The 21,012-nt window shown below is 70.4% G+C and carries 10 protein-coding genes; 4 read left to right on the top strand and 6 right to left on the bottom strand.

Annotated features, from left to right (window positions below; translation table 11 throughout):
• The first annotated feature begins 173 nt into the window (after positions 1-173).
• The 3 genes from pcaF to paaZ are packed head-to-tail and all read left to right on the top strand — an operon-like array spanning position 174 to position 5,558.
• Complete coding sequence (gene pcaF, locus EJJ38_RS14030; RefSeq protein ID WP_127090757.1) at positions 174-1,382, top strand: 3-oxoadipyl-CoA thiolase; 1,209 nt, start codon at positions 174-176, stop codon at positions 1,380-1,382.
• A 1-nt stretch (position 1,383) separates the two neighbouring features.
• Positions 1,384-3,468 carry an FAD-dependent oxidoreductase gene (locus tag EJJ38_RS14025; RefSeq protein WP_127090756.1) on the top strand — a complete coding sequence of 695 codons (2,085 nt, stop codon included), beginning with the start codon at positions 1,384-1,386 and terminating at the stop codon, positions 3,466-3,468.
• Between the two features lie 47 nt (positions 3,469-3,515).
• Positions 3,516-5,558 carry a phenylacetic acid degradation bifunctional protein PaaZ gene (gene paaZ, locus EJJ38_RS14020; RefSeq protein WP_127090755.1) on the top strand — a complete coding sequence of 681 codons (2,043 nt, stop codon included), beginning with the start codon at positions 3,516-3,518 and terminating at the stop codon, positions 5,556-5,558.
• Positions 5,559-5,847: 289 nt separating this feature from the next.
• On the opposite strand, the gene EJJ38_RS20655 is transcribed toward paaZ, so the two are convergent.
• The 6 genes from EJJ38_RS20655 to treS form a co-directional block, all read right to left on the bottom strand.
• The gene (locus EJJ38_RS20655) at positions 5,848-6,243 is read right to left on the bottom strand and encodes a hypothetical protein (protein ID WP_245454249.1); all 396 of its coding nucleotides are present in this window, start codon (positions 6,241-6,243) and stop codon (positions 5,848-5,850) included.
• The gene (treY, locus tag EJJ38_RS14010; RefSeq protein ID WP_127090754.1) at positions 6,240-9,074 is read right to left on the bottom strand and encodes a malto-oligosyltrehalose synthase; all 2,835 of its coding nucleotides are present in this window, start codon (positions 9,072-9,074) and stop codon (positions 6,240-6,242) included. Before treY ends, EJJ38_RS20655 begins: the two co-directional genes overlap by 4 nt.
• Entirely contained in the window at positions 9,071-11,140 is a 2,070-nt protein-coding gene (gene malQ, locus EJJ38_RS14005; protein WP_127090753.1) for a 4-alpha-glucanotransferase, read from the bottom strand. The genes treY and malQ overlap by 4 nt, the downstream gene beginning before the upstream one ends.
• Before the next feature lie 17 nt (positions 11,141-11,157).
• On the bottom strand, positions 11,158-13,272 hold the full coding sequence (glgX, locus tag EJJ38_RS14000) for a glycogen debranching protein GlgX (RefSeq protein WP_127090752.1): 2,115 nt from the start codon (positions 13,270-13,272) through the stop codon (positions 11,158-11,160).
• On the bottom strand, positions 13,269-15,482 hold the full coding sequence (gene glgB, locus EJJ38_RS13995; protein ID WP_205666173.1) for a 1,4-alpha-glucan branching protein GlgB: 2,214 nt from the start codon (positions 15,480-15,482) through the stop codon (positions 13,269-13,271). Before glgB ends, glgX begins: the two co-directional genes overlap by 4 nt.
• 343 nt (positions 15,483-15,825) lie before the next feature.
• The gene (treS, locus tag EJJ38_RS13990) at positions 15,826-19,119 is read right to left on the bottom strand and encodes a maltose alpha-D-glucosyltransferase (protein ID WP_127090751.1); all 3,294 of its coding nucleotides are present in this window, start codon (positions 19,117-19,119) and stop codon (positions 15,826-15,828) included.
• A gap of 270 nt (positions 19,120-19,389) precedes the next feature.
• On the opposite strand from treS, the gene EJJ38_RS13985 reads away from it, so the two are divergent.
• Positions 19,390-21,000: an alpha-amylase family glycosyl hydrolase gene (locus tag EJJ38_RS13985; protein WP_127090750.1), complete on the top strand. Its 1,611-nt coding sequence runs from the start codon at positions 19,390-19,392 to the stop codon at positions 20,998-21,000.
• Positions 21,001-21,012: the final 12 nt, after the last annotated feature.

The following is a 21,012-nucleotide window of genomic DNA, read 5'->3' as shown; positions in this document are numbered from 1 at the left end:
TCAACACGAGCGAGAATGCTTCGCCGCAGGGAGGATGGCATGGGCAAGGCACGGCAGGCTCGGCGAGCCGCGTCGATGCGCGAGGGGTGCCGGACTGGCGCGCGCGCAGGCTCCGGCTGTACATCCGCCTCCCCGGCGCTTCCCCGCCTTCATCCCTCTTCCCGGAGATCGTCATGACGCACGCTTATATCTGCGATTTCGCGCGCACGCCCATCGGCCGCTATGCCGGCGCGCTCAAGGATGTGCGCGCCGACGATCTGGCCGCCCATCCCATCCGCGTGCTGAAGGCGCGCAATCCCGGCATCGACTGGGAGGCGGTGGACGACGTGATCCTGGGCTGCGCCAACCAGGCGGGCGAGGACAATCGCGACGTGGCCCGCATGGCGGCGCTGCTGGCCGGCCTGCCGGTGAGCGCGCCCGGCACCACCGTGAACCGCCTGTGCGGCTCGGGCCTCGACGCCGTGGGCATCGGCGCGCGCGCCATCATGACGGGGGATGCCGACCTCATCATCGCGGGCGGCGTGGAGAGCATGACCCGCGCGCCCTTCGTCCAAGGCAAGGCCACCGAAGCCTTCTCCCGCCAGGCGGAGATCTATGACACCACCATCGGCTGGCGCTTCGTGAACCCGCTGATGAAGGCCCAGTACGGCGTGGATTCCATGCCGGAGACCGGCGAGAACGTGGCCGCCGATTTCCAGATCTCGCGCGCCGACCAGGACCTGTTCGCCTACCGCTCCCAGCAGCGCGCCAAGGCGGCGCAGGAGGCGGGCTTCTTCGCCCGCGAGATCGCGCCCATCGAGATCAAGGGCAAGAAGGGCGCGGTCACCGTCGTGGATAAGGACGAGCATCCGCGCGGCGACACCACGCTGGAGCAGCTGGCGGCGCTGAAGACCCCCTTCCGCAAGGAGGGTGGCTCGGTGACGGCGGGCAATGCCTCGGGCGTCAATGACGGGGCGGGCGCGCTCATCATCGCTTCGGAAGAGGCGGTGAAGCGCTATGGCCTCACGCCCCGCGCCCGCGTCATCTCCGTGGTGCAGGCGGGCGTGCCGCCGCGCATCATGGGCATCGGCCCGGCCCCGGCGACGCTGAAGCTGCTGGAGAAGAACAAGCTGGCGCTGGACGATATCGACCTCATCGAGCTGAACGAGGCGTTCGCCTCCCAGGCGCTGGCCGTGCTGCGCCAGCTGGGCCTGCCGGACGATGCGGATCATGTGAACCCCCATGGCGGGGCCATCGCGCTCGGCCATCCGCTGGGCATGTCCGGCGCGCGCCTCGCCATGACGGCGGTGAGCGCCCTGGAGGCCCGCGGCGGCAAGCGCGCGGTGGCCACCATGTGCATCGGCGTCGGCCAGGGCATCGCCGCCCTCATCGAGCGGGTGTGAGATGAACGCCGCGCCCGCGCCCGTCACCCTGCGCCGCCACGGCTCCGTGGCGGTGGTGGAGATCGCCTATGCCCCCGTGAACCCCCTCTCCAAGGGCGTGCGCACGGGCCTCGTGGAGGCGATGGCGACCCTCAAGGCCGACCCCACCGTTACGGCTGTGGTGCTCAGCGGCGGGCCGGGGCGCTTCATCGCCGGGGCGGACATCCGCGAGATGAACGCGCCGCCGGACGAACCCTTCCTGCCGGACGTGGTGGCCGCCATCGAGGGCCTGGACAAGCCGGTGATCGCCGCCATTGACGGCGCGACCCTGGGCGGGGGCCTGGAAGTGGCGCTGGGCTGCGATGCGCGCATCGGCTCCCCCAAGGCGCTGCTGGGCCTCACCGAGACGCGGCTCGGCATCATTCCCGGCGCGGGCGGCACCCAGCGCCTGCCGCGCATCGTGGGCATCGCGGCGGCCATTCCGCTCGTCTGCGAGGCGCGCATCCTGAAGGCGAAGGAGGCACATGCCCTCGGTCTTCTGGATGCCGTGGCCGACGATCCCCTGGCGGCGGCGCTCGATTTTGCCGCGACCGCGCAAAAGCGCCCGCTCTCGGCGCTGCCCGTGCCTGAGGGCGATGCGGCGGCCGAGCAGGCGGCGGCGGATGCGGCGCTGAAGGGCGCCAAGGGCCAGCCCGCCATCGGCGAGGCGGTGCGGGTCATCCGCGCGGCCCGCGAAGGCACCTTCGCCGACGGGCTCGCCCGCGAGCGTGCCGCTTTCCTCGCTTTGCGCGAAAGCTCTGAGGCCAAGGCCCTGCGCCATCTCTTCTTCGCCGAGCGCGAGGCGGGCAAGGTGCCCGGCATCGAGGGCGCGGCGGCGCGGCCCTTCGCTTCTGTGGCGGTCATCGGCGCGGGCACCATGGGCGCGGGCATCGCCTCGGCCCTGCTGGATGCGGGCCTCAACGTGACCTTGGTGGAGCGCGACGAAGACGCCGCCCAGGCGGGCGCGACCCGCGTGCGCGGCCTGTATGACCGGCCGCTGAAGAGCGGACGGGTCAGCGCGGCGCAGGTGGACGAGCGCCTCGCGCGCCTCGTCCCCACCGCCGACTGGGACAGCCTGTCGGCCGTCGATCTCGTCATCGAGGCGGCGTTCGAGGACATGGACGTGAAGGCGGACATCTTCCGCCGCCTGGACACGGTCGTCCGCCCCGGCGCGGTGCTGGCCTCCAACACCTCCTATCTCGACCTCGACGCCATCGCGGACCTCACGTCGCGTCCCGAAGACGTGGTGGGGCTGCACTTCTTCGCGCCCGCCAATCTCATGAAGCTGCTGGAAGTGGTGCGCGGCGCCAAGACGGCGCCGGACGTGCTGGCGACCGCGCTGGGCCTTGCCAAGAAGATCGGCAAGCAGCCGGTGGTGGCGGGCAATTGCGACGGCTTCATCGGCAATCGCATCTATGCCGTCTATCGCCGCCACGCGGAATATCTGGTGGAAGACGGCGCCGCCCCGGAAGAGGTGGACGCGGCGCTGGAGTCTTACGGCTTCGCCATGGGCATCTTCGCGGTGTCCGACATGTCCGGCCTCGACATCGCCTTCGCCATGCGCAAGCGCCGGGCGGCCACGCGCGATCCCAACGAGCGCTATGTGACGATCCCCGATCTGCTGTGCGAGGCGGGGCGGCTCGGGCGCAAGACCGGTTCGGGCTGGTATGCCTATGACACGGCGGGCAAGAAGAGCCTCGATCCCCGCACCGCCGACCTCATCGCCGCCGTGCGGACGGAGCGGGGCATCGCGCCGCGCGCCTTCACGCCCGGGGAGATCCAGCGCCGCCTCGTCTGCGTGATGGCGAACGAGGGTGCGAAGGAGCTGGAGGAAGGCATCGCGCTGCGGGCCTCCGACATCGATCTCGCCTTCGTCAACGGCTACGGCTTCCCGCGCCTGAAGGGCGGCCCCATGTTCGCCGCCGACCAGATGGGCCTTCCCGCCGTGCTCGCGGAAGTGGAAGCCGCTCATGCCGCCGGTGGCGCCGGCTCGGCCCCCTCCCAGCTTCTCATCGACCTCGCCCGCTCGGGCGGCAGCTTTGCCGCCTGGCGCAAGACCAACGCCTGAGGCAACGCCCCCCAAGGACGCCCAAGGAACCCGCGAAGAGATACGTGATGACCAAGATCCTCGAAAGCTACGCCCTCGACCGCTGGTTCACGCCCACCGAGGGGCTCGTGGATATTCCCAGCGCCATTGACGGGCAACTGGCGGCGCGCACCTCCACCAAGGGGCTCGACTTCGCCGCCATGGTCCACCATGCCCGCACTGTGGGCGGCCCGACCCTGCGCGCGCTCACCTTCCACCAGCGCGCCGATATCCTGCGGGCGCTCGCCAAATATCTGGGCGAGCATCGGGAGGCGCTCTATGCGCTCTCGGCGGATACCGGCTCCACCAAGCGGGACAATTTCTTCGACATCGACGGCGGCTTCGGCACGCTCTACGCCTTCGCCTCGCGCGGGCGGAAGGAACTGCCCAGCGAGCGCTTCGTGGTGGAAGGGCCCACCGAGGGCCTGTCCAAGAACGGCACCTTCGTCGGCACCCACATCCTCACCCCGCTGAACGGCGTGGCGGTGCATATCAACGCCTTCAATTTCCCCTGCTGGGGCATGCTGGAGAAGTTCGCCCCGGCCTTCCTCGCGGGCGTCCCCGTCATCACCAAGCCCGCCACCGCCACCTCCTATGTGGCCGAGGCCGTGGTGAAGCTGATGATCGGCTCCGGCCTGCTGCCGGCGGGATCGCTGCAATTCGTCTGCGGCTCCACGGGCGACCTGCTGGACCACCTCACGGGGCAGGACGTGCTCTCCTTCACGGGTTCGGCCGCCACCTCGGAGGCGCTGCGCAACCATCCGGCGGTCTCGGTGAATGCGGTGCGCTTCATCGCCGAGCGCGACAGCCTGAACGCCGCGGTGCTGGGCACGGACGCGGTGGAGGGCACGCCGGAATTCGACCTCTTCGTGAAGGAAGTGGTGCGCGAGATGACCGTGAAGGCGGGCCAGAAGTGCACCGCCATCCGCCGCATCTTCGTGCCGCGCGACCTGAAGGACGCGGTGGCCGCCGCGCTCTCGACCCAGCTCGCCGCCGTGTCGGTGGGCGATCCGCGCCGCGACGACGTGCGCATGGGCCCGCTCGCCAGCCAGTCGCAGCGCGCCAGCGTGCGCGAGGCGGTGGAGGAGATCGCCGCCGAGGCTGAGATCGTGTTCGGTGATCCGGCGAGCGTCGCGCCCGTGGGCGGGGATGCGGAGGCGGGCGCCTTCATGGCTCCCATCCTGCTGGCCTGCCTGACCCCGCGCACCGCCCGCGCGCCCCACCAGACCGAGGCTTTCGGTCCCGTCGCCACCCTCATGCCCTATGACGGGCTGGAGGATGCGGTGGCGCTGGTGGCCAAGGGCGAGGGCAGCCTCGTCGCCTCCGTCTATACCTATGACGAAGCGGTGGCCGAGGCGCTGGTGTTTGGCATCGCCGCCTATAATGGGCGCGTGCTGGTGCTCGACCGCGATTGCGCGAAGGAATCCACCGGCCACGGCTCGCCGCTCCCCGGCCTCGTCCATGGCGGCCCCGGCCGCGCGGGCGGCGGCGAGGAGATGGGCGGCCTGCGCGGCGTGAGCCACTACATGCAGCGCACCGCCCTCCAGGGCTCGCCCGGCCGCCTCGCCGCGCTCACCAAGAGCTGGATCAAGGGCGCTCCGGCTCCCGCGCCGCAGAGCCACCCCTTCAAGCTCGACTACGACACCATCAAGGTGGGCGACACGGTGGAGACGCCCTCGCGCGTCATCTCGCTGAAGGATATCGAGCATTTCGCAGAGTTCACCGGCGACACCTTCTATGCCCACATGGACGAGGAGGCCGCCAAGGCGAACCCCTTCTTCCCGGGCCGGGTGGCGCACGGCTACCTGATCCTGTCCTTTGCGGCGGGCCTGTTCGTGGACCCGGCGCCGGGCCCGCTTCTGGCCAATTACGGCCTGGACACCCTGCGCTTCCTCAAGCCCGTCTCGCCGGGCGACGCCATCCGCGTGCGCCTCACGGTCAAGCAGAAGCAGGCCGCCCGCAAGCCGGAATATGGCGAGGTGCGCTGGGACGCGGAAGTGTTCAACCAGGATGGCGAGACGGTGGCCCGCTACGACCTGCTCACCATGAGCGCGCGGCCCGTGGCTGCGTGAGGTTTTTGGGGGGCCGCTCGTCTTCCCACACGACACCACCCCCTCTCCCGCTTGCGGGGGAGGGATGGGGAGGGGGCGGGCGAAGCCCGTGGCGCTGCCGCTGCTGGAGCCCTTCGCGATTTGATTGAAGCGTCAGGGGGTGGGCACCGCTTGGCGCACCCTTCCGGCCACGGTCGTGACGGTGGCCCCCTCACCCCAACCCTCTCCCGCACGGGGAGAGGGAGGAACGTTGCGCCCGTAACGACAGGCCCACACGTTTCCAGCAAACACGCAAAGGCTCTAAAGCCCCTCAGGCATCGTCCGAATGGTGCTTGCGCAGCAGGCTGGGCGGGTCGCTGGCCGGAAAGCTGTCGTCCAGTTCCGCATCCAGCTCCCGGTCCTGCGCAGCCTTCTCCGCCGCCGCCTTGTCGGACGGCGTTTCGGCGCCGGTGAAGCTGGAGGGATTGGTCAGAGCAGGCGGGTCGCTGGCGGGGAAGCTCTCTTCCAGTTCCTCGTCCAACTTCCGATCCTGCGCGGCCTTTTCCCGTTCCGCCAGCGTCTCGGGCGAGGGTTCACCGCCGGTGAAGCTGCTGGGATTGGTCAAGGCGGGCGGGTCGCTCGCCGGAAAGCTCTCTTCCAGCGCTTCGTCCAGCTCACGATCCTGCTGGTCCTTGGTGGGCGTGTTCCCGCCGGTTCCTGCGCTCATCCTGTCCTCGCTTCCGTCCGTGCCGAGAACGCGGCAACGCCGGGTTCCTGTTCTGCGTCCCGCCCGGCGAGAACCGCCACGGGAAGGGCGCGCAGGAGCGTCGGCACATCGCCGGACGAAGCCTCGCCCGGCAGGGGGGCGCCGGTCAACAGGTCCGTGAAAGGCGGGAGGTTTTCCGGCAGGCGCAGCGTGGTCCCGGCAAAGGCGGCGGGCGGCGCCAGCGGCAGTCCGGCATCCGGCCCGAGCGCAGCGGCCGAGAGGCGCGCGGCTACCACGAGGAGCGTCGTCCCACCATGCCGCCGCAGGAAGGCGACGACCCGTTCGGCGGCAGGTCCCTCCACCTCCAGGGGCTCGTAGCTTCCCTGCGCGAACAGGGCCGGTTCGGCGGCGCGCGCGGCCAGCAGGCGCGCCAGGATGGCCTGCTTCACCCGTCCGTCCCGCCAGTGGGGCAGGAGCGACACGGGGTCCGCGCCTTCGCCGAGGGCATGGGCGCGGGCGGCGAAATCCACCGGGCGGCGATTGTCCGGGTCCACCAAAGAGAGGTCCCAGAATTCCGTGCCCTGATAGAGGTCCGGCACGCCCGGCACGGTGAGCTTGAGCACGGTCTGGGCAAGGCTGTTCACGGCCCCCGCCGGGGCGAGCCGCCGGGCGAAGGCGCACAGCCGCGCCCGCAGCGCGGCGCCTTGCGGGCCGCCGACGGCGTCAAGGAAGGCGCGACAGGCGTCTTCGTAGGTCGCGTCGGGAAACACCCAATTGGTGCGCCTCTTGGCCTCCCGCAGCGCCTTTTCTTGCCAGCCGGCCACACGGCCGAAATAATCCGCGATCCCCGCTTCGTCCTCCGCCTCCAGAGCGTGCGGCCAGTGGCCGATCAGGGTCTGGTAGAGCATCACCTCGTCGGGCGGCTCCGGCGCTGGGCCTTCGGGCAGTTCCACCCGTAGCGGCGCGGCGAGGGCCATGAGGGCGTCCAGCTCCAGCGACCATTCGCGGGGGATCTCGCTCAGCACCGCGAGCCGCATGCGGGCATCCTCGCCGCGCTTGTGGTCATGGGTGGCGGTGGCCAGCATGGCGCCCGGCAGACGCGCGCGGCGGGCGGCGGCGGCCGCATGGAAGGCGGCGGGCGACATGGCGAGATGGCCGGGGTCCGAGCCCACCTCGTTGCGCGAGAGCAGCCGGCCATGGCGGTAGAAGAGCGTATCCTCCATGGACTTGGCGGCGATGGGCGAGGTGAGCTGCTGGAAGCGGGCGACGGCATAGGCGCGGGTCCCCGCCTCCATCATGTCTCCAAGCCCGGCCGATGCCTCCCCGCCCAGCCAGCCGTCGAGGAGGTCCAGCACCGGATGGTCCATGGGCGCGAGCCGCGTGCGCGCCTTGCTGAGCGCCTCGGACATGAAGGCCCAGTCCTGCGCGCTGCGCCCGGCGGCGTCCGCATAGGTGCGATAGACCGGGAAGGCCACCAGCAGTTCGTTGAGGGCGCGCCGGATGGCGGCGCGGGTGATGTCGCGGGTGTCGAGATCGGCCTGCGCCACCTTGTGGAGGGCGCGGGTGGCGGCCTGCATCTCGGCGCCGAACCCGTCCCGCAGCACCTGCCGGCGGGCGGCCTCGCGATGGGCGGCATAGGCTGTCCCGTCGCCCGCCGCGCGGCTCCACACATGCTCCAGCGCATCCGCCGCGCCGCCGTCATGGAGCACAGCGGCCACCTCGTCCATGAAGTCGTAGCCGGTGGTGCCGTCCACCGGCCACGCCTCCGGCAGGCGCTCGCCGGGATGGAGGATCTTCTCCACCACCAGATAGCCCCCCGGCGGCGCCTCGGCGGGGCGGTTGGGCTCCAACTGCTCCATGCGGCGGCGCATGCGCCGGCAATAGCCGGCGGGGTCCGCGAGCCCGTCCACATGGTCCACCCGGAAGCCGTCCGCGAGCCCTTCCCCATAGAGGCGGAACAGCAAGGCGTGGGACTGCTCGAACACGTCCTGGCGTTCCGCCTGGAGACCCGCGAGGCCGGTAATGTCGAAGAAGCGGCGCCAGTTGAGATCGTCATTGGCGGTGCGCCACCAGGCGAGGCGGAAATTCTGCCGCTCCAGCAAAGCATGCAGCCTGCGGCAGCCGTCCGGACGGGTTGCGTCGAAGGCGGCGAGGGGGGCGGCGAGAAGGTCCGGCCCCGCCGCCTCCACCGCGAGGGCGAGGCGCTCCTTCAGGGCCTCCGCCTGCGCCTTGCCCTCCGGGCCCGGCGGGACGGCGGCGAAGGCGTCCGCGAACGCGGCGAGGGCGGGATCGGCGGCGCCCGCGAGGATGTCCCCATACTGGCGGGGGCAGATGGGGAAGGCGTGTTCGTAATGGCGCGCCTCGAAGGCGCCGCGCGCGCCGTCATAGGCCAGCGTCAGCGTGCCCGTGCGCAGCGCCTCCCCATAGGGCGCGCCCAGGAAGGGCGCGAGCACCTTGCCTGCGAGGGCAGGATCGTCCGGGGTCCAGTTGATGTCGAACATGTCGGCCTGGGCGCTCTCCCGCCCCCATTCCAGCACGTTCAGCCACACCCGGTTGTCGGCGCCGCCGACCCCCATATGGTTGGGCACGATATCCAGGACGAGGCCCATGCCCTTGGCCCGCAGCGCGGCCACGAGGCGGCGGAGGGCGGCTTCCCCGCCCACGTCCGGGTCCAGCGTGCCGTGGTCCACCGTGTCATAGCCATGGTGCGAGCCCGCCCGCGAGGTGAGGAGCGGGGAGGCATAGAGATGGCTGATGCCCAGCGCCGACAGATAGTCCAGCAGGGGAACGGCGTCGTCCAGGGTGAAGCCCGCATGGAACTGGAGGCGCGCGGTGGCGCGGGGCGCGCTCACGCGCCTCTCCGCGCATCGTCCAGCAGCTTCAGGCGATGGCGCACCGCCGGGTCGTCCAGCAGGCGGTCGGCGTCCGGCGCGAGGCGGCGGCGCCAGTTGGGATGCTCGTCCACGGTGCCCGGCAGGTTGGGCTGCTCGTCCAGCGCCAGCGCATCCTCGAGCGGGATGACCGCGAGCGGCGCGGGGGTGCGGCCGATGAAGCTCAAAGCCGCTTCCACCACCGTTTCGCCCGCCTCCGGAGGGGCATGGCGGTCTGTGCCCTCGGGGGCGATGGTGCGCCACAGGGCTTGCCGGTCTTCGGCGCGGGCGGCGCGCTCGCTGGCCTCGTCCTGGCCTTCGCCCACGATACCCAGCGGCACCCGCCAGTCGATGTCCCGGCCCTTCCACCAGCCCGTCACGGTGGGCAGGTCATGGGTGCCGGTGACGGCGATGGCCTCCGCCGAATAATGCTGCGCGCCGGTATAGCCGCCGTCGGCGTGGCGTTCGAACCAGAGCACCTTCATGCCCGATATGCCGCGCGCCGCCAGCACCTCGCGGAACCCTTCCGGCACGGTGCCGAGATCTTCGCCGATGACGATGGCGCGGCGGCGGTGGGATTCCAGCGCCACGAGGCGCACCAGATCCTCGAACGGATAGGCGAGATAGGCGCCCGCCGTGGCCGGGAAGCCCTCCGGCACCAGCCAGAGGCGCCTCAGGCCCATGATGTGGTCGATGCGCACCCCGCCCGCATGGGCCATGACCGCGCCCAGCATGTCGCGGAAGGCGGAAAAGCCGCTGCGCGCCAAAGCGCGGGGGGAGAAGGCCGAGAGGCCCCAATTCTGGCCGAGGCCGTTGAGCAGGTCCGGCGGCGCGCCGACGCCGAGGCCGATGAGCATGTCCGCCTGACGGCTCCAGGCCTGGCTGCCGCCGCCATCGGTGCCGACGGCCAGATCGCTCACGAGGCCGATGGCCATTCCGGCCGCCCGCGCATCCGCCTGGGCCTGTGCGAGGCTCCGGTCCGCCACCCATTGCAGGAAGGCGTGGAACGCCACTTCGGGGGCATTCTGGCGGGCGAAGGCGTCCACCGCCGCGCTCGCCGGGTCGGTGAGGCCCGCGCCCCAGCTGCGCCAGTTCCAGCGGGTGGGATCGGCGCGGAACTGGCTGTCATGGATGGCCTCGAAGCGCGCATGGCCTTCCAGGCCCGCCCCGCCCGCGTCACGGAACGCCCGGAAGTCCGCCTTCAGCGCCTCCGATCGGGGAAGGGCTTCCTCGAACAGGTAGCGCAGCAAGGCGAGCTTGGCGGGGCCTGCCGAAGGCCAGTCCACGAAGCCGTTCTCCGGCGGGCGCGGGGCCTCGCCCACTGCCATGCGGGCGGCATCCAGCGCGGCGTCGCCGAACACCATGCCGGGATCGGCATAAAGCGGGTTCAGGAATTGCCGGCTGGAGGGCGCATAGGGGCTGAAATGATGCGGGTCGGCGGCAAAGCCCGCATGGATGGGGCTCAGCACCAGCGCGTCCGCCCCCGCCGCAGCGGCCTTGCCCGCCAATTGGGACAGGGCAGTGAAATCGCCGATGCCGCCATCCCCGTCACGGCGCAGGCCATAGAGCTGCACGGCGAGGCCCCAGAGCCGGGCCTGTTCCCGCCCGGCGGCATCCCCCACGCTGAAGCAGCGGGCCGGTGCGACGGCGAGAACCGTTTCCACCCCGTCCGCTTCCAGACGGTGATAACCGGGCGGCTCCAGGCCGGGCACGGTGAGCACGCCCGCGTCACGGGACGCCTCGCCCTCCACCACGCCGCCGTCCTCCAGGGTCAGGCGGTAGCGCACCGGCCCGTCCGGCCCCGCGAGGGGGACTGACACGGGCGTGCCCGCGTCGGCGGTCACCAGCGGCGGGGTCTCCGCGCGGGCCTCCAAGGCGAGGCGCGCGAGGCTTTCGTCCATCTGGGCCGGGGTGCCGGCGGGCAGGTCCAGGGCCGCGAGGATGGCGCGCAGGCTGTCGGGCGGCACGGTGCGCGGCTTCCCGAAGGCGTCGTGCCAGTCCGGCGAGAGGCCCGCGCGGCGGGCGAGGTGAATGAGCTGTTCGTCCATGATCGGGCCCTTCGGTCTCAGAGGGGCGGCGCGTCCAGGTGCGCGGCCAGCAGGCGCACGCTGGAGGCTCCCAGATGGGTCTCGCCCTGAATGGCGCGCTCCTCGGAGACGAGGCCGGCGGCACTGTCCACCAGCAGGCGCCATGTGAGCGCGGGTTCCGGCAGGCGGAACGTCACCGCTCCGTCGGAGGCGTTGAGCAGCAGGAGCAGAACCTCGATGCCGCCCTGGGGGGTGGGACCCGCGCGGCGCAGGCCCAGAGTGAGTGCGCCGTCCAGATGCCAGCCCTCGGGCGGGATCTCCACGCCATGCTCGTCGAACCAGCCGATATCCTTCAGGCCCGGCGCCAGTTCCTCCAGCGCATGGAGGAAGCGGGGCGCGCGCAGGATGGGATAGCGGCGGCGAAGCTCGGCGAGGCGCGCCACGAAGGCGGTGAGCGCGCGGCCCTCGGGGGAGCGGGCCTGCTCCCAGTCCACCCAGGAAATGTCGTTGTCCTGGCAATAGGCATTGTTGTTGCCGTGCTGGGTGCGGCCGAATTCGTCGCCCGCCAGCACCATGGGCGTGCCCTGGGCGAACATGACGGTGGCCAGCATGGCGCGGGTGACGCGGGCGCGTTGGGCGTTGATGCCCTCGTCCTCGGTCGGCCCTTCCGCGCCCCAGTTGAAGGAATGGTTTCCGTCATGGCCGTCGCGGCCGTCCTCGCCATTGGCCTCGTTGTGCTTCTCGTTGAAGGAGACGAGGTCGGCGAGGGTGAAGCCGTCATGGGAGGCTACATAGTTCACCGAAGCCCACGGCTTGCGCCAGCGCCGGTCGAACAGGTCGGCCGACCCGGCGAGCCGCCCCGCCATCTCGCCCCGCAGGCCGGGATCGCGCTTCCAGAAGCGCCGCACGCCGTCGCGGAACCGGTCGTTCCATTCGGCAAATCCCGGCGGCAGGCGGCCGAGTTGGTAGCCGTCCGGGCCGATGTCCCACGGCTCGGCCATGAGCTTGCAGCGGGCGAGCACCGGGTCCTGGCGGATGGCGTCGAAGAAGCCGGAGCCGGGATCGAAGCCGGTCCCCTCGCGCCCCAGCGTCACGCCGAGATCGAAGCGGAAGCCGTCCACATGGAAGGCTTCCACCCAATAGCGCAGGGAATCCATCACCATCTGCAGTACGCGGGGATGGGACAGGTTCACCGTGTTCCCGCAGCCGGTGTCGTTGATGTAGTAGCGCTCGTCTCCCGGCATGAGCCGGTAGTAGCTGGCATTGTCGAGGCCCTTGAAGGAGAAGGTCGGCCCCAGCTCATTGCCCTCGCAGGTGTGGTTGTAGACCACGTCGAGGATCACCTCGATGCCCGCCGCATGCAGGCGGCGGATGGCGGCGCGCATCTCCTGGAGCGAGCCGGTGGAGAGATAGGCGGGCTCGGGCGCGAAGAAGGCGAGGGTGGAATAGCCCCAGTAATTGCGCAGCCCCTTCTCCACCAGGAAATGATCCTGGAGGAAGGCATGCACCGGCATCAGCTCCACCGCCGTTACGCCGATGCGCTGGAGATGGTCGATGAAGCGGGGATGGGCGAGGGCCGCGAAGGTGCCGCGCTCGTGGGGGCGCACATCCTCGCGGCGCATGGAGATGCCGCGCAGATGGGTTTCATAGACGACGCTGTCCGCCCAGGGGGTGAGCGGGGGGCGGTCCTCGCCCCATTCGGCGGCATTGGCCACCACCACGCATTTGGGCATGGCCGGGGCGCTGTCGCGCCGGTCCATGGCGAGGTCGCCGCGCCCCGCGCCCATGCGATAGCCGAACAGCACGTCCGACCAGCGCGGCGGCCCGGTGATCTGGCGGGCATAGGGGTCCAGCAGCAGCTTGTTGGGGTTGAAGCGGTGGCCGCGCGCGGGATCGTAGGGGCCGTGGGCGCGATAGCCGTAAATGAGGCCCTCGAAGGCGCCGGGCAGGTAGCCGTGCCAGACCTCGTCGGTGCATTCGGGCAAGGCGAGGCGCGCCACCTCGCGCCGCCCGCGCGGGTCGAACAGGCACAGCTCCACCTTCTCCGCATTGGCCGAGAAGACCGCGAAATTGGTGCCGAGGCCGTCCGGCGTGGCGCCGAGCGGGTGGGGATGCCCGGCTTCCAGGCGCTCGGGGAGCGGCGGCAAGGTCATGAGGCGGCCCCCGGGCGCAGGAAGAGGGTGGAGAGAGGGGGAAGCGTGAGCCGGGCGGAATGTTCCATGCCGTGGCTCGGCTCCGCCTGCGCGCGCACCTGTCCGCCATTGCCCATGCCGGAGCCGCCATAGGTGTGGGCATCCGTGTTCAGCGCCTCCTCCCAGAGGCCGCCCTGGGGCAGGCCGATGCGGTAATCGTGCCGGGGCACGGGCGTCATGTTGCACACCGCCAGCACCGGCGGGCCCGCCCCGAGCCGCAGGAAGGCGAAGACCGAATTGCCCGCATCGTCGCCGATGATCCAGCGGAAGCCCTCCGGCGCGCTGTCCAGGGCATGCAAAGCGGGGGTGGCGCGGTAGAGCGTGTTGAGGTCGCGCACCAGCGCCCGGACCCCGGCATGGGCGGGGTCATCGAGGAGGCCCCAGGGCAGTTCGGAATCGTGGTTCCACTCGCCGGGCTGGGCCAGCTCCGCGCCCATGAAGAGCAGCTTCTTGCCGGGATGGCCGTACATGAAGCCGAGATAGGCGCGCAGGTTGGCCAGAGCCTGCCATCGGTCCCCCGGCATGCGGGCGAGCAGCGAGCCCTTTCCGTGCACCACCTCGTCATGGGAGAGGGGCAGCACATAATGCTCGGAGAAGGCATAGACGAGCCCGAAGGTCAGGTCGTCATGATGGTGGCGGCGATGCACCGGATCCTTGCCGATATAGCGCAAGGTGTCGTGCATCCAGCCCATGTTCCATTTGTAGGAAAAGCCGAGCCCGCCCTCGGAAACGGGCGCGGTCACGCCCGGCCAGGCGGTGGATTCCTCGGCGATGGTGACGGCGCCGGGCGCCTCGCGGGCCAGCGTCTCGTTGAGGCGCTTGAGGAAGGCCACCGCCTCCAGGTTTTCCCGCCCGCCATGGACGTTGGGCACCCATTCGCCGGATTTGCGGGAATAGTCGCGATAGAGCATGGAGGCGACCGCATCCACCCGCAGCCCGTCCACATGGAAGCGCCGGACCCAGTCCAGGGCGCTGGCGATGAGGAAGGCGGATACCTCGGTGCGTCCGAGATTGTAGATGAGCGTGTTCCAGTCCTGGTGAAAGCCCTCGCGCGGGTCCGCATGCTCATAGAGCGCGGTGCCGTCGAACTGGGCGAGGCCGTGGGCGTCGCCGGGGAAATGGGCGGGCACCCAGTCGAGGATTACCCCCAGTCCGGCGGCGTGGCAGCGGTCCACGAAGCGGGCGAAATCGGCGGGCGCGCCGTGGCGGGCGGTGGGGGCGAACAGGCCCAGCGGCTGGTAGCCCCAGGAGCCGCCGAACGGATGCTCGGTGATGGGCAGCAATTCCACATGGGTGAAGCCCATGTCGGTGGCATAGGGAATGAGCCGGTCGGCCAGTTCGTCCCAATTGGGCGCTCGCCCGTCCGCCATGCGCCGCCAGGAGGGGGCATGGACCTCATAGATGGAGAGCGGCGCGTCCGCTGACTGCCGGTCGGCGCGCTCGGCCATCCAGGCGTCGTCGGTCCAGGCGAAGGGGGCGGGATCGGGCACGCGGGAGGCGGTGGCGGGCGGCATCTCCGTGGCGCGGGCCACCGGGTCCGCCTTTTGGGGAAGCAGGCGCCCGTCGGCGGCGCGGATCTCGTATTTGTAGCGCGCCCCCACTGCCAGGCCGGGAATGAACAGCTCCCACACGCCGATGCCCGCATGGCACCGCATGGGATGGCGCCGACCGTCCCAGCCATTGAAATCGCCGACAACGCTGACCCGCGCGGCATTGGGCGCCCACACCGTGAAGCGCACGCCCTGTGTGCCGCCGCAGTCCATCACATGGGCGCCCAGCACGTCGGAGAAGCCGAGATGGGTGCCTTCCCCCAGAAGATGGAGGTCCAGCGGGCCGAGCAAAGAGGGGCAGGCATAGGGGTCCATGGTCTCCTGCACCGCCCCGCCGGGCCAGACGATGCGCAGCCGGTAGGGCGGCATGGCCTTGCCCTTCAGGCGGGCGGCGAACAGGCCCCCCGGATGAATGCGCGCCAGGGGGGCGATGACCGCGCCCGTCTTGTCTATGGCCGCGACGCTTTCCGCGCCCGGCTGGAAGGTGCGCACCTCCACGCCGCCGGGCACCGCATGGGGACCCAGCACCGCGAAGGGGTCGCCGTGGCGGCCCTCCACGATCTGGGCCATGTCCGCGTCCCGAAGGCCGGCATCGGCGACGCTGCTGTCCTGGCGGCTCATGACAGCCTCCCTTGTGTGTGGTGGTGCGGGAGCGTCGCGATAGTCGGACATTGCATGGTCCGGGGCGCGACCCGCTCCCTCTCCCGCCGAACGCGGCTGTTGCCGCGTTCGGATGGCTCACGTGCCGAAGTCGGAAACATCCGACTTCGGTGCGGGAGAGGGCTGGGGTGACGGGGCGCGTCCGGTTGCGCGCGCTTCAGACTGCTTGCGCCAGGCGGCGCCAGCCCCCTCACCCGCCTCGCTGTCGCTCGGCACCCTCTCCCGCGAGGGGAGAGGGGCGCGAACGGCGGCGGCATGACCAGCCGAAGATGGCGATGGTCCCGGGTCGGGTGAGGGGCGGGTGTCATGCGGTGACCTCGTCGCGGGTCTCCTCCGGTTCGGATTCGGCGGCGCCCGCATGGCGCATCGCGAGGGCGTGGAGGTGATGCACCGCATAGCGCGCGGGGATGCCCCCTTCGGCGGCGATCTGCTGCGCCACCGCCCGCATGAGGAAGAGGTCCAGCAAGGCGCGGTCGGCGCCGGACGGAGACTGGCTCGCCTCGCCATAGCCGCCAAGAACGGCCCGCTGGGCGCGGGCGGTGAAGGCGCCCATGAGCGCGCGGCGCCGGTCGGGGCCGGTCAAGCCGTGCAGTTCGATGCCGGAGGCATCCACATGGGCGGCCGCTCGGAACAGGCTGGCGATGAGCGTCGCTGTGTCCGTCCAGGGACTGTCCTTGCGGCGCCGCGCCTCCAGGGGAAGGTCGGCGGGGCCGTCGAAATCGGCCACGAAGGCATCCCCGCCCGCCACCAGCAGGCGTTCCAGCCGGAAGTCGCCATGCACGCGGGTGAGCGGCGCGCCCGCGCCGGACCCCGCCAGCGTGGCGCAGGCGTTCATGAGCCGATCGCGGACGGCCAGGATGGCGTCGGCTGTCGGCCGTTCCGGCGCATCGGGGGGGAGTGTCTCCAGGGCGGCAAACGCGCCGTCCAGGGCCGTGCGCGCGTCCTCGGCCCAGCGTTCCACCGCCTCCGGCCCTGCCATCTGGGGACGGAAGGCGGGATCCTGCGAGGGCCGGGCGAGGATGGCGTGCAATTCCCCGAGGCTGCGGCCCGCCGCCCGCGCGAACGGGATCAGGCCGGACGACTGTTCCTCGAACACCTGCTCGATGTCGCCACCGCCCTGGGAGGCGGCGGTGAGGGCGCGCCGCAACTGGTCGATGATCCAGTTCCAGGCATCGCCCTGGCTGCGCACATAGCCCAGCAGGACCGCGAGCACCGCCGTGTTGCCCTGCGGGTCCATGCGCTGCACCTCGCCCAGCAAGGGCGCGGTGCGGGCATAGCCCTGCGCTGTGACGTGGCGCGCCATTTCCGAGACCGGATGGGCACCCGCGCGGGCGCGGCGGATCACCTTGAAGCTGGCATAGTCCTCGATATCGAGCACCGACACCGCCTCGTCCACGCCGCTGCGCTGGACGGGCGCGTCGGGCGGGATGTCCAATGCGTCGAGCGCTTCGGAGGAGATGAAGCGCAGCGCGCCGCCGTCCGGCAGGTCCAGCGTCACCGCGCGGCGCAGCCCGCGGATCACCGCATGGGGCAACAGGTCGAGCGCCAGCGCATCGGTGAGATAGCCCACGCGCCGCCCCTGCCGCACCCGCGACAGAGCGAGCTGCACCGCGAGGTTCGAGGGGTTCTGGTCCTCCCAGGCGATGGCGAGCGGCATGGCGTAATGCTCGGTGCCCGAGGCCCGCTCCACGGCGATCTCGGCGAGGAACACGTCCTCGCCCGCCTTGGGTAGCGGCATGGCCCAGGCGAGCTTCACGCTTTGGACCGCCTCATGGCGTGCCGACAGCCAGCGGCGGCGGCCCACATAAGCGGGCAGCGCCTCGCCTTCGAGGCTCGGCCGGTGGCGCGCCGACAGAAGGTCCGAAAGCCCGCCGCGCAGCACCAGGGTCAGGAATTCCGGCAATTGCTCCGGCGCGGGCGCGTGCCAGGAGGGCTCCGCGCTGCCGAGCGAGAGGTTGAAGGCATAGAAGCCGTAGGGCGGGATGGTGAGCAGATAGGGCAGGCGGCCCACCGGCGGGAAGGGTGTCGAGCCGCCCATCTCCACCGGCACGCGCGCCTCGAACTCCGAGAGGTCCAGTTCCACCGCCTGCAGCGTCTGGGACAGGTTGGCGATGCACAGGATCGTCTCCTCCCCATGGGTGCGCAGATAGGCGAGGATCTTCCGGTTTCCGGGATAGAGCAGGCGGAAGGCGCCCCGGCCGAAGGCCATGTGGCGCTTGCGCGTGGCGAGCGAGCGCCGCATCCAGTTGAGCAGGGAGTGCGGGTCGCGCTGCTGGGCTTCCACATTCAGGGCGAAATAGCCGTAGAGCGGATCCTGGATGGGCGGCAGCACCAGTTGCTCGGGATCGGCCTTGGAGAAGCCGCCGTTTCGGTCCGGCGACCATTGCATGGGCGTGCGCACCCCGTCCCGGTCGCCCAGGTGGATGTTGTCGCCCATACCGATCTCGTCGCCATAATAGATGACCGGCGTGCCTGGCATGGTGAGCAGCAGCGCGTTCATCAATTCCACCCGGCGCCGGTCCCGCTCCAGCAGGGGCGCGAGGCGGCGGCGGATGCCCAGATTGATGCGGGCGCGCCGGTCCGAGGCATAGACGCTCCACAGATAGTCCCGCTCGCTGTCGGTCACCATTTCCAGCGTCAGCTCGTCATGGTTGCGCAGGAAGATGGCCCATTGGCAGGCGTCCGGTATGGCGGGCGTCTGGCGCAGGATGTCGGTGATGGGGAAGCGGTCTTCCTTGGCGATGGCCATGTACATGCGCGGCATGAGGGGGAAGTGGAACGCCATGTGGCATTCGTCGCCCGCCTCGCCGAAATATTGCTGGGTGTCCTCGGGCCACATATTGGCCTCGGCCAGCAGCATGCGGCCGGTATAGCGCTCCTCCAGATGGGCGCGGACCTGCTTCAGGATGGTGTGGGTCTCGGCGAGGTTCTCGTTGGAGGTGCCCTCGCGCTCGATGAGATAGGGCACCGCGTCAAGCCGCAGGCCGTCCACGCCGATATCCAGCCAGAAGCGCATCACGGACAAAATCCGCTCCAGCACCACCGGATTGTCGAAGTTCAGGTCCGGCTGGTGGGAATAGAAGCGGTGCCAGAAATATTGCCCGGCCACCGGGTCGAAGGTCCAGTTGGACTTCTCGGTGTCCAGGAAGATGATGCGCGTGCCCTGGTATCCCTGGTCGTCGTCCGCCCAGACATAAAAGTCGCGCTCCGGCGAGCCCCTGGGCGCGTTGCGGGCGGCCTGGAACCAGGGATGCTGGTCCGAGGTGTGGTTCACCACCAGTTCGGTGATGACGCGAAGCCCGCGCGCATGGGCGGCCTCGATGAAGCGTCGCGCATCCTCCATGGTGCCGTAGTCCGGCGACACGCCTTCATAGAGCGCGATGTCGTAGCCGTCGTCCCGGCGGGGAGAGGGATAGAAGGGCAGCAGCCACACGGCGGTGGCGCCGAGGTCGGCGATATAGTCCAGCTTGGAGATGAGCCCCGCGAAGTCGCCGATCCCGTCATTGTTGGAATCGAAGAAGGACTTCACATGGAGCTGGTAGATGATGGCGTCCTTGTACCAGAGCGGATCGTCGCCCGCGGTCACGGGATCGGTCATGACAGGGCTCCGGGCAAGCAGGCGCAAAAAGGGGCGGCGGAAGGGGAAAGGTGCGGTCGTGGAAGTGTCGGCATCGTCCTCGCCGGTCGGACTGGCGGAGCGGCGGACGGCAACCCGGCCGGTCGCCGGGTCGTCCCCTCCTCCCCTGGCCAACGCGCGGTCGAGCTTCCGGTTCCCCGGCGGGCGGCTTTTCTTGTCGCACCGCCGTCGCGCGGAACAGGGAGGCTCACGGCCGGTTGAAGCCGTGGTTCAGCAAGGCGGAGAGGTGACGTGGAACAGGCTCGCGATCCGCGCCGGGAGGGCGCGTCCTGGTGGAAGAGCGGCGTGATCTATCAGGTCTATCCGCGCTCGTTCCAGGATACGGACGGCGATGGGGTGGGCGACCTCAAGGGCGTCACGCGGCGGCTCGATTATCTCCAGGGGCTGGGCGTCGATGCCGTCTGGCTGTCGCCCTTCTATCCCTCGCCCATGGCGGACTTCGGCTATGACGTGGCCGATTATGTGGATGTGGACCCGCTGTTCGGCACGCTGGCGGATTTCGACGCGCTGGTGGCGGCGGCCCATGAGCGCGACATGCGCGTGATCATCGACCTCGTGCCGAACCACACGTCGGACGTTCATCCCTGGTTCGCGGAGGCCCGCGCCTCGCGCCATAATCCCAAGCGAGACTGGTACATCTGGCGCGATCCCGGCCCCGACGGTGGGCCGCCCAACAATTGGCTGTCCGAATTCGGCGGCAGCGCCTGGGCGCTGGATGAGGCGACCGGCCAATATTACTACCACGCTTTCCTCGACCGGCAGCCGGACCTCAACTGGCGCAATCCCGAGGTGGCCGCGGCCATCCATGACGTGATGCGCTTCTGGCTGGCGCGCGGGGTGGACGGCTTCCGCGTGGACGTGATCTGGCACCTCATGAAGGACCCGCACTTCCGCGATAACCCGCCCAATCCCGACTATCGGGCGGGCACCAATCCCTATTTCCGGCTCCTGCCGCTTCACACCACGGATCTCGACGAGGTGCAGGACGTGGTGGCGGGGCTCCGGCGCGTGGTGGACGAATTCCCGGACCGGCTGCTGATCGGGGAGATCTACCTGCCCATCGAGCGGCTGGTGGCCTATTACGGCGGCGCGCTGGACGGCGCGCACTTGCCGTTCAATTTCGCGCTGCTGGAGACCCCCTGGCAGGCGCGGGCCATCGAACATCTGATCACCCGCTACGAGGCGGCCCTGCCCAAGGGCGGATGGCCCAATTGGGTGCTGGGCAATCACGACCGGCCGCGCATCCACAAGCGCGTGGGCGGCGATCAGGCGCGGGTGGCGGCCATGTTGCTGCTGACTTTGCGCGGCACGCCCACCCTCTATTACGGCGACGAGATCGGCATGGCGCAGGTGGAGATCCCGCCCGAGCGCGTGCAGGACCCCTATGAGAAGAATGTGCCGGGCATCGGCATGGGCCGGGACGGGGTGCGCACGCCCATGCAATGGGACGGCAGCCGCTTCGCGGGCTTCTCCGATGCGGAACCCTGGCTGCCGCTCGCGCCCGATTTCACCGAGGTGAATGTGGCCGCCGAGATGGGCGACCCGGATTCCATGCTCACTTTGCACCGCCGCCTCATTTCCCTGCGGCGGCACCATCCGGCCTTGTCCGAGGGTGACTATGCGCCGGTGGCGGCGGACGGCGACCTGTTGATGTTCCGGCGGGACGGGGCGGGTGAGCGCATCCTGGTGGCGCTCAATCTGGGCGGCGACCCGCTGCTGGCGGCCATGCCGGGCGCGCGGGGCCGCGTGCTGCTCTCCACCTTCTGCGACCGGGAGGGTGAGACGGTGACGGGCGACGTGGGCCTGCGCGCCCATGAAGGGCTGGTGGTGCGCCTGGACTGAGGGGCCGCCCTT

The sequence above is a fragment of the Aquabacter cavernae genome, assembly GCF_003993795.1.
Taxonomy (GTDB): Bacteria; Pseudomonadota; Alphaproteobacteria; order Rhizobiales; family Xanthobacteraceae; genus Aquabacter; species Aquabacter cavernae.
The sequence above is the reverse complement of the archived record's forward strand: the minus strand, read 5'-3'. Positions and strand labels throughout refer to the sequence as shown.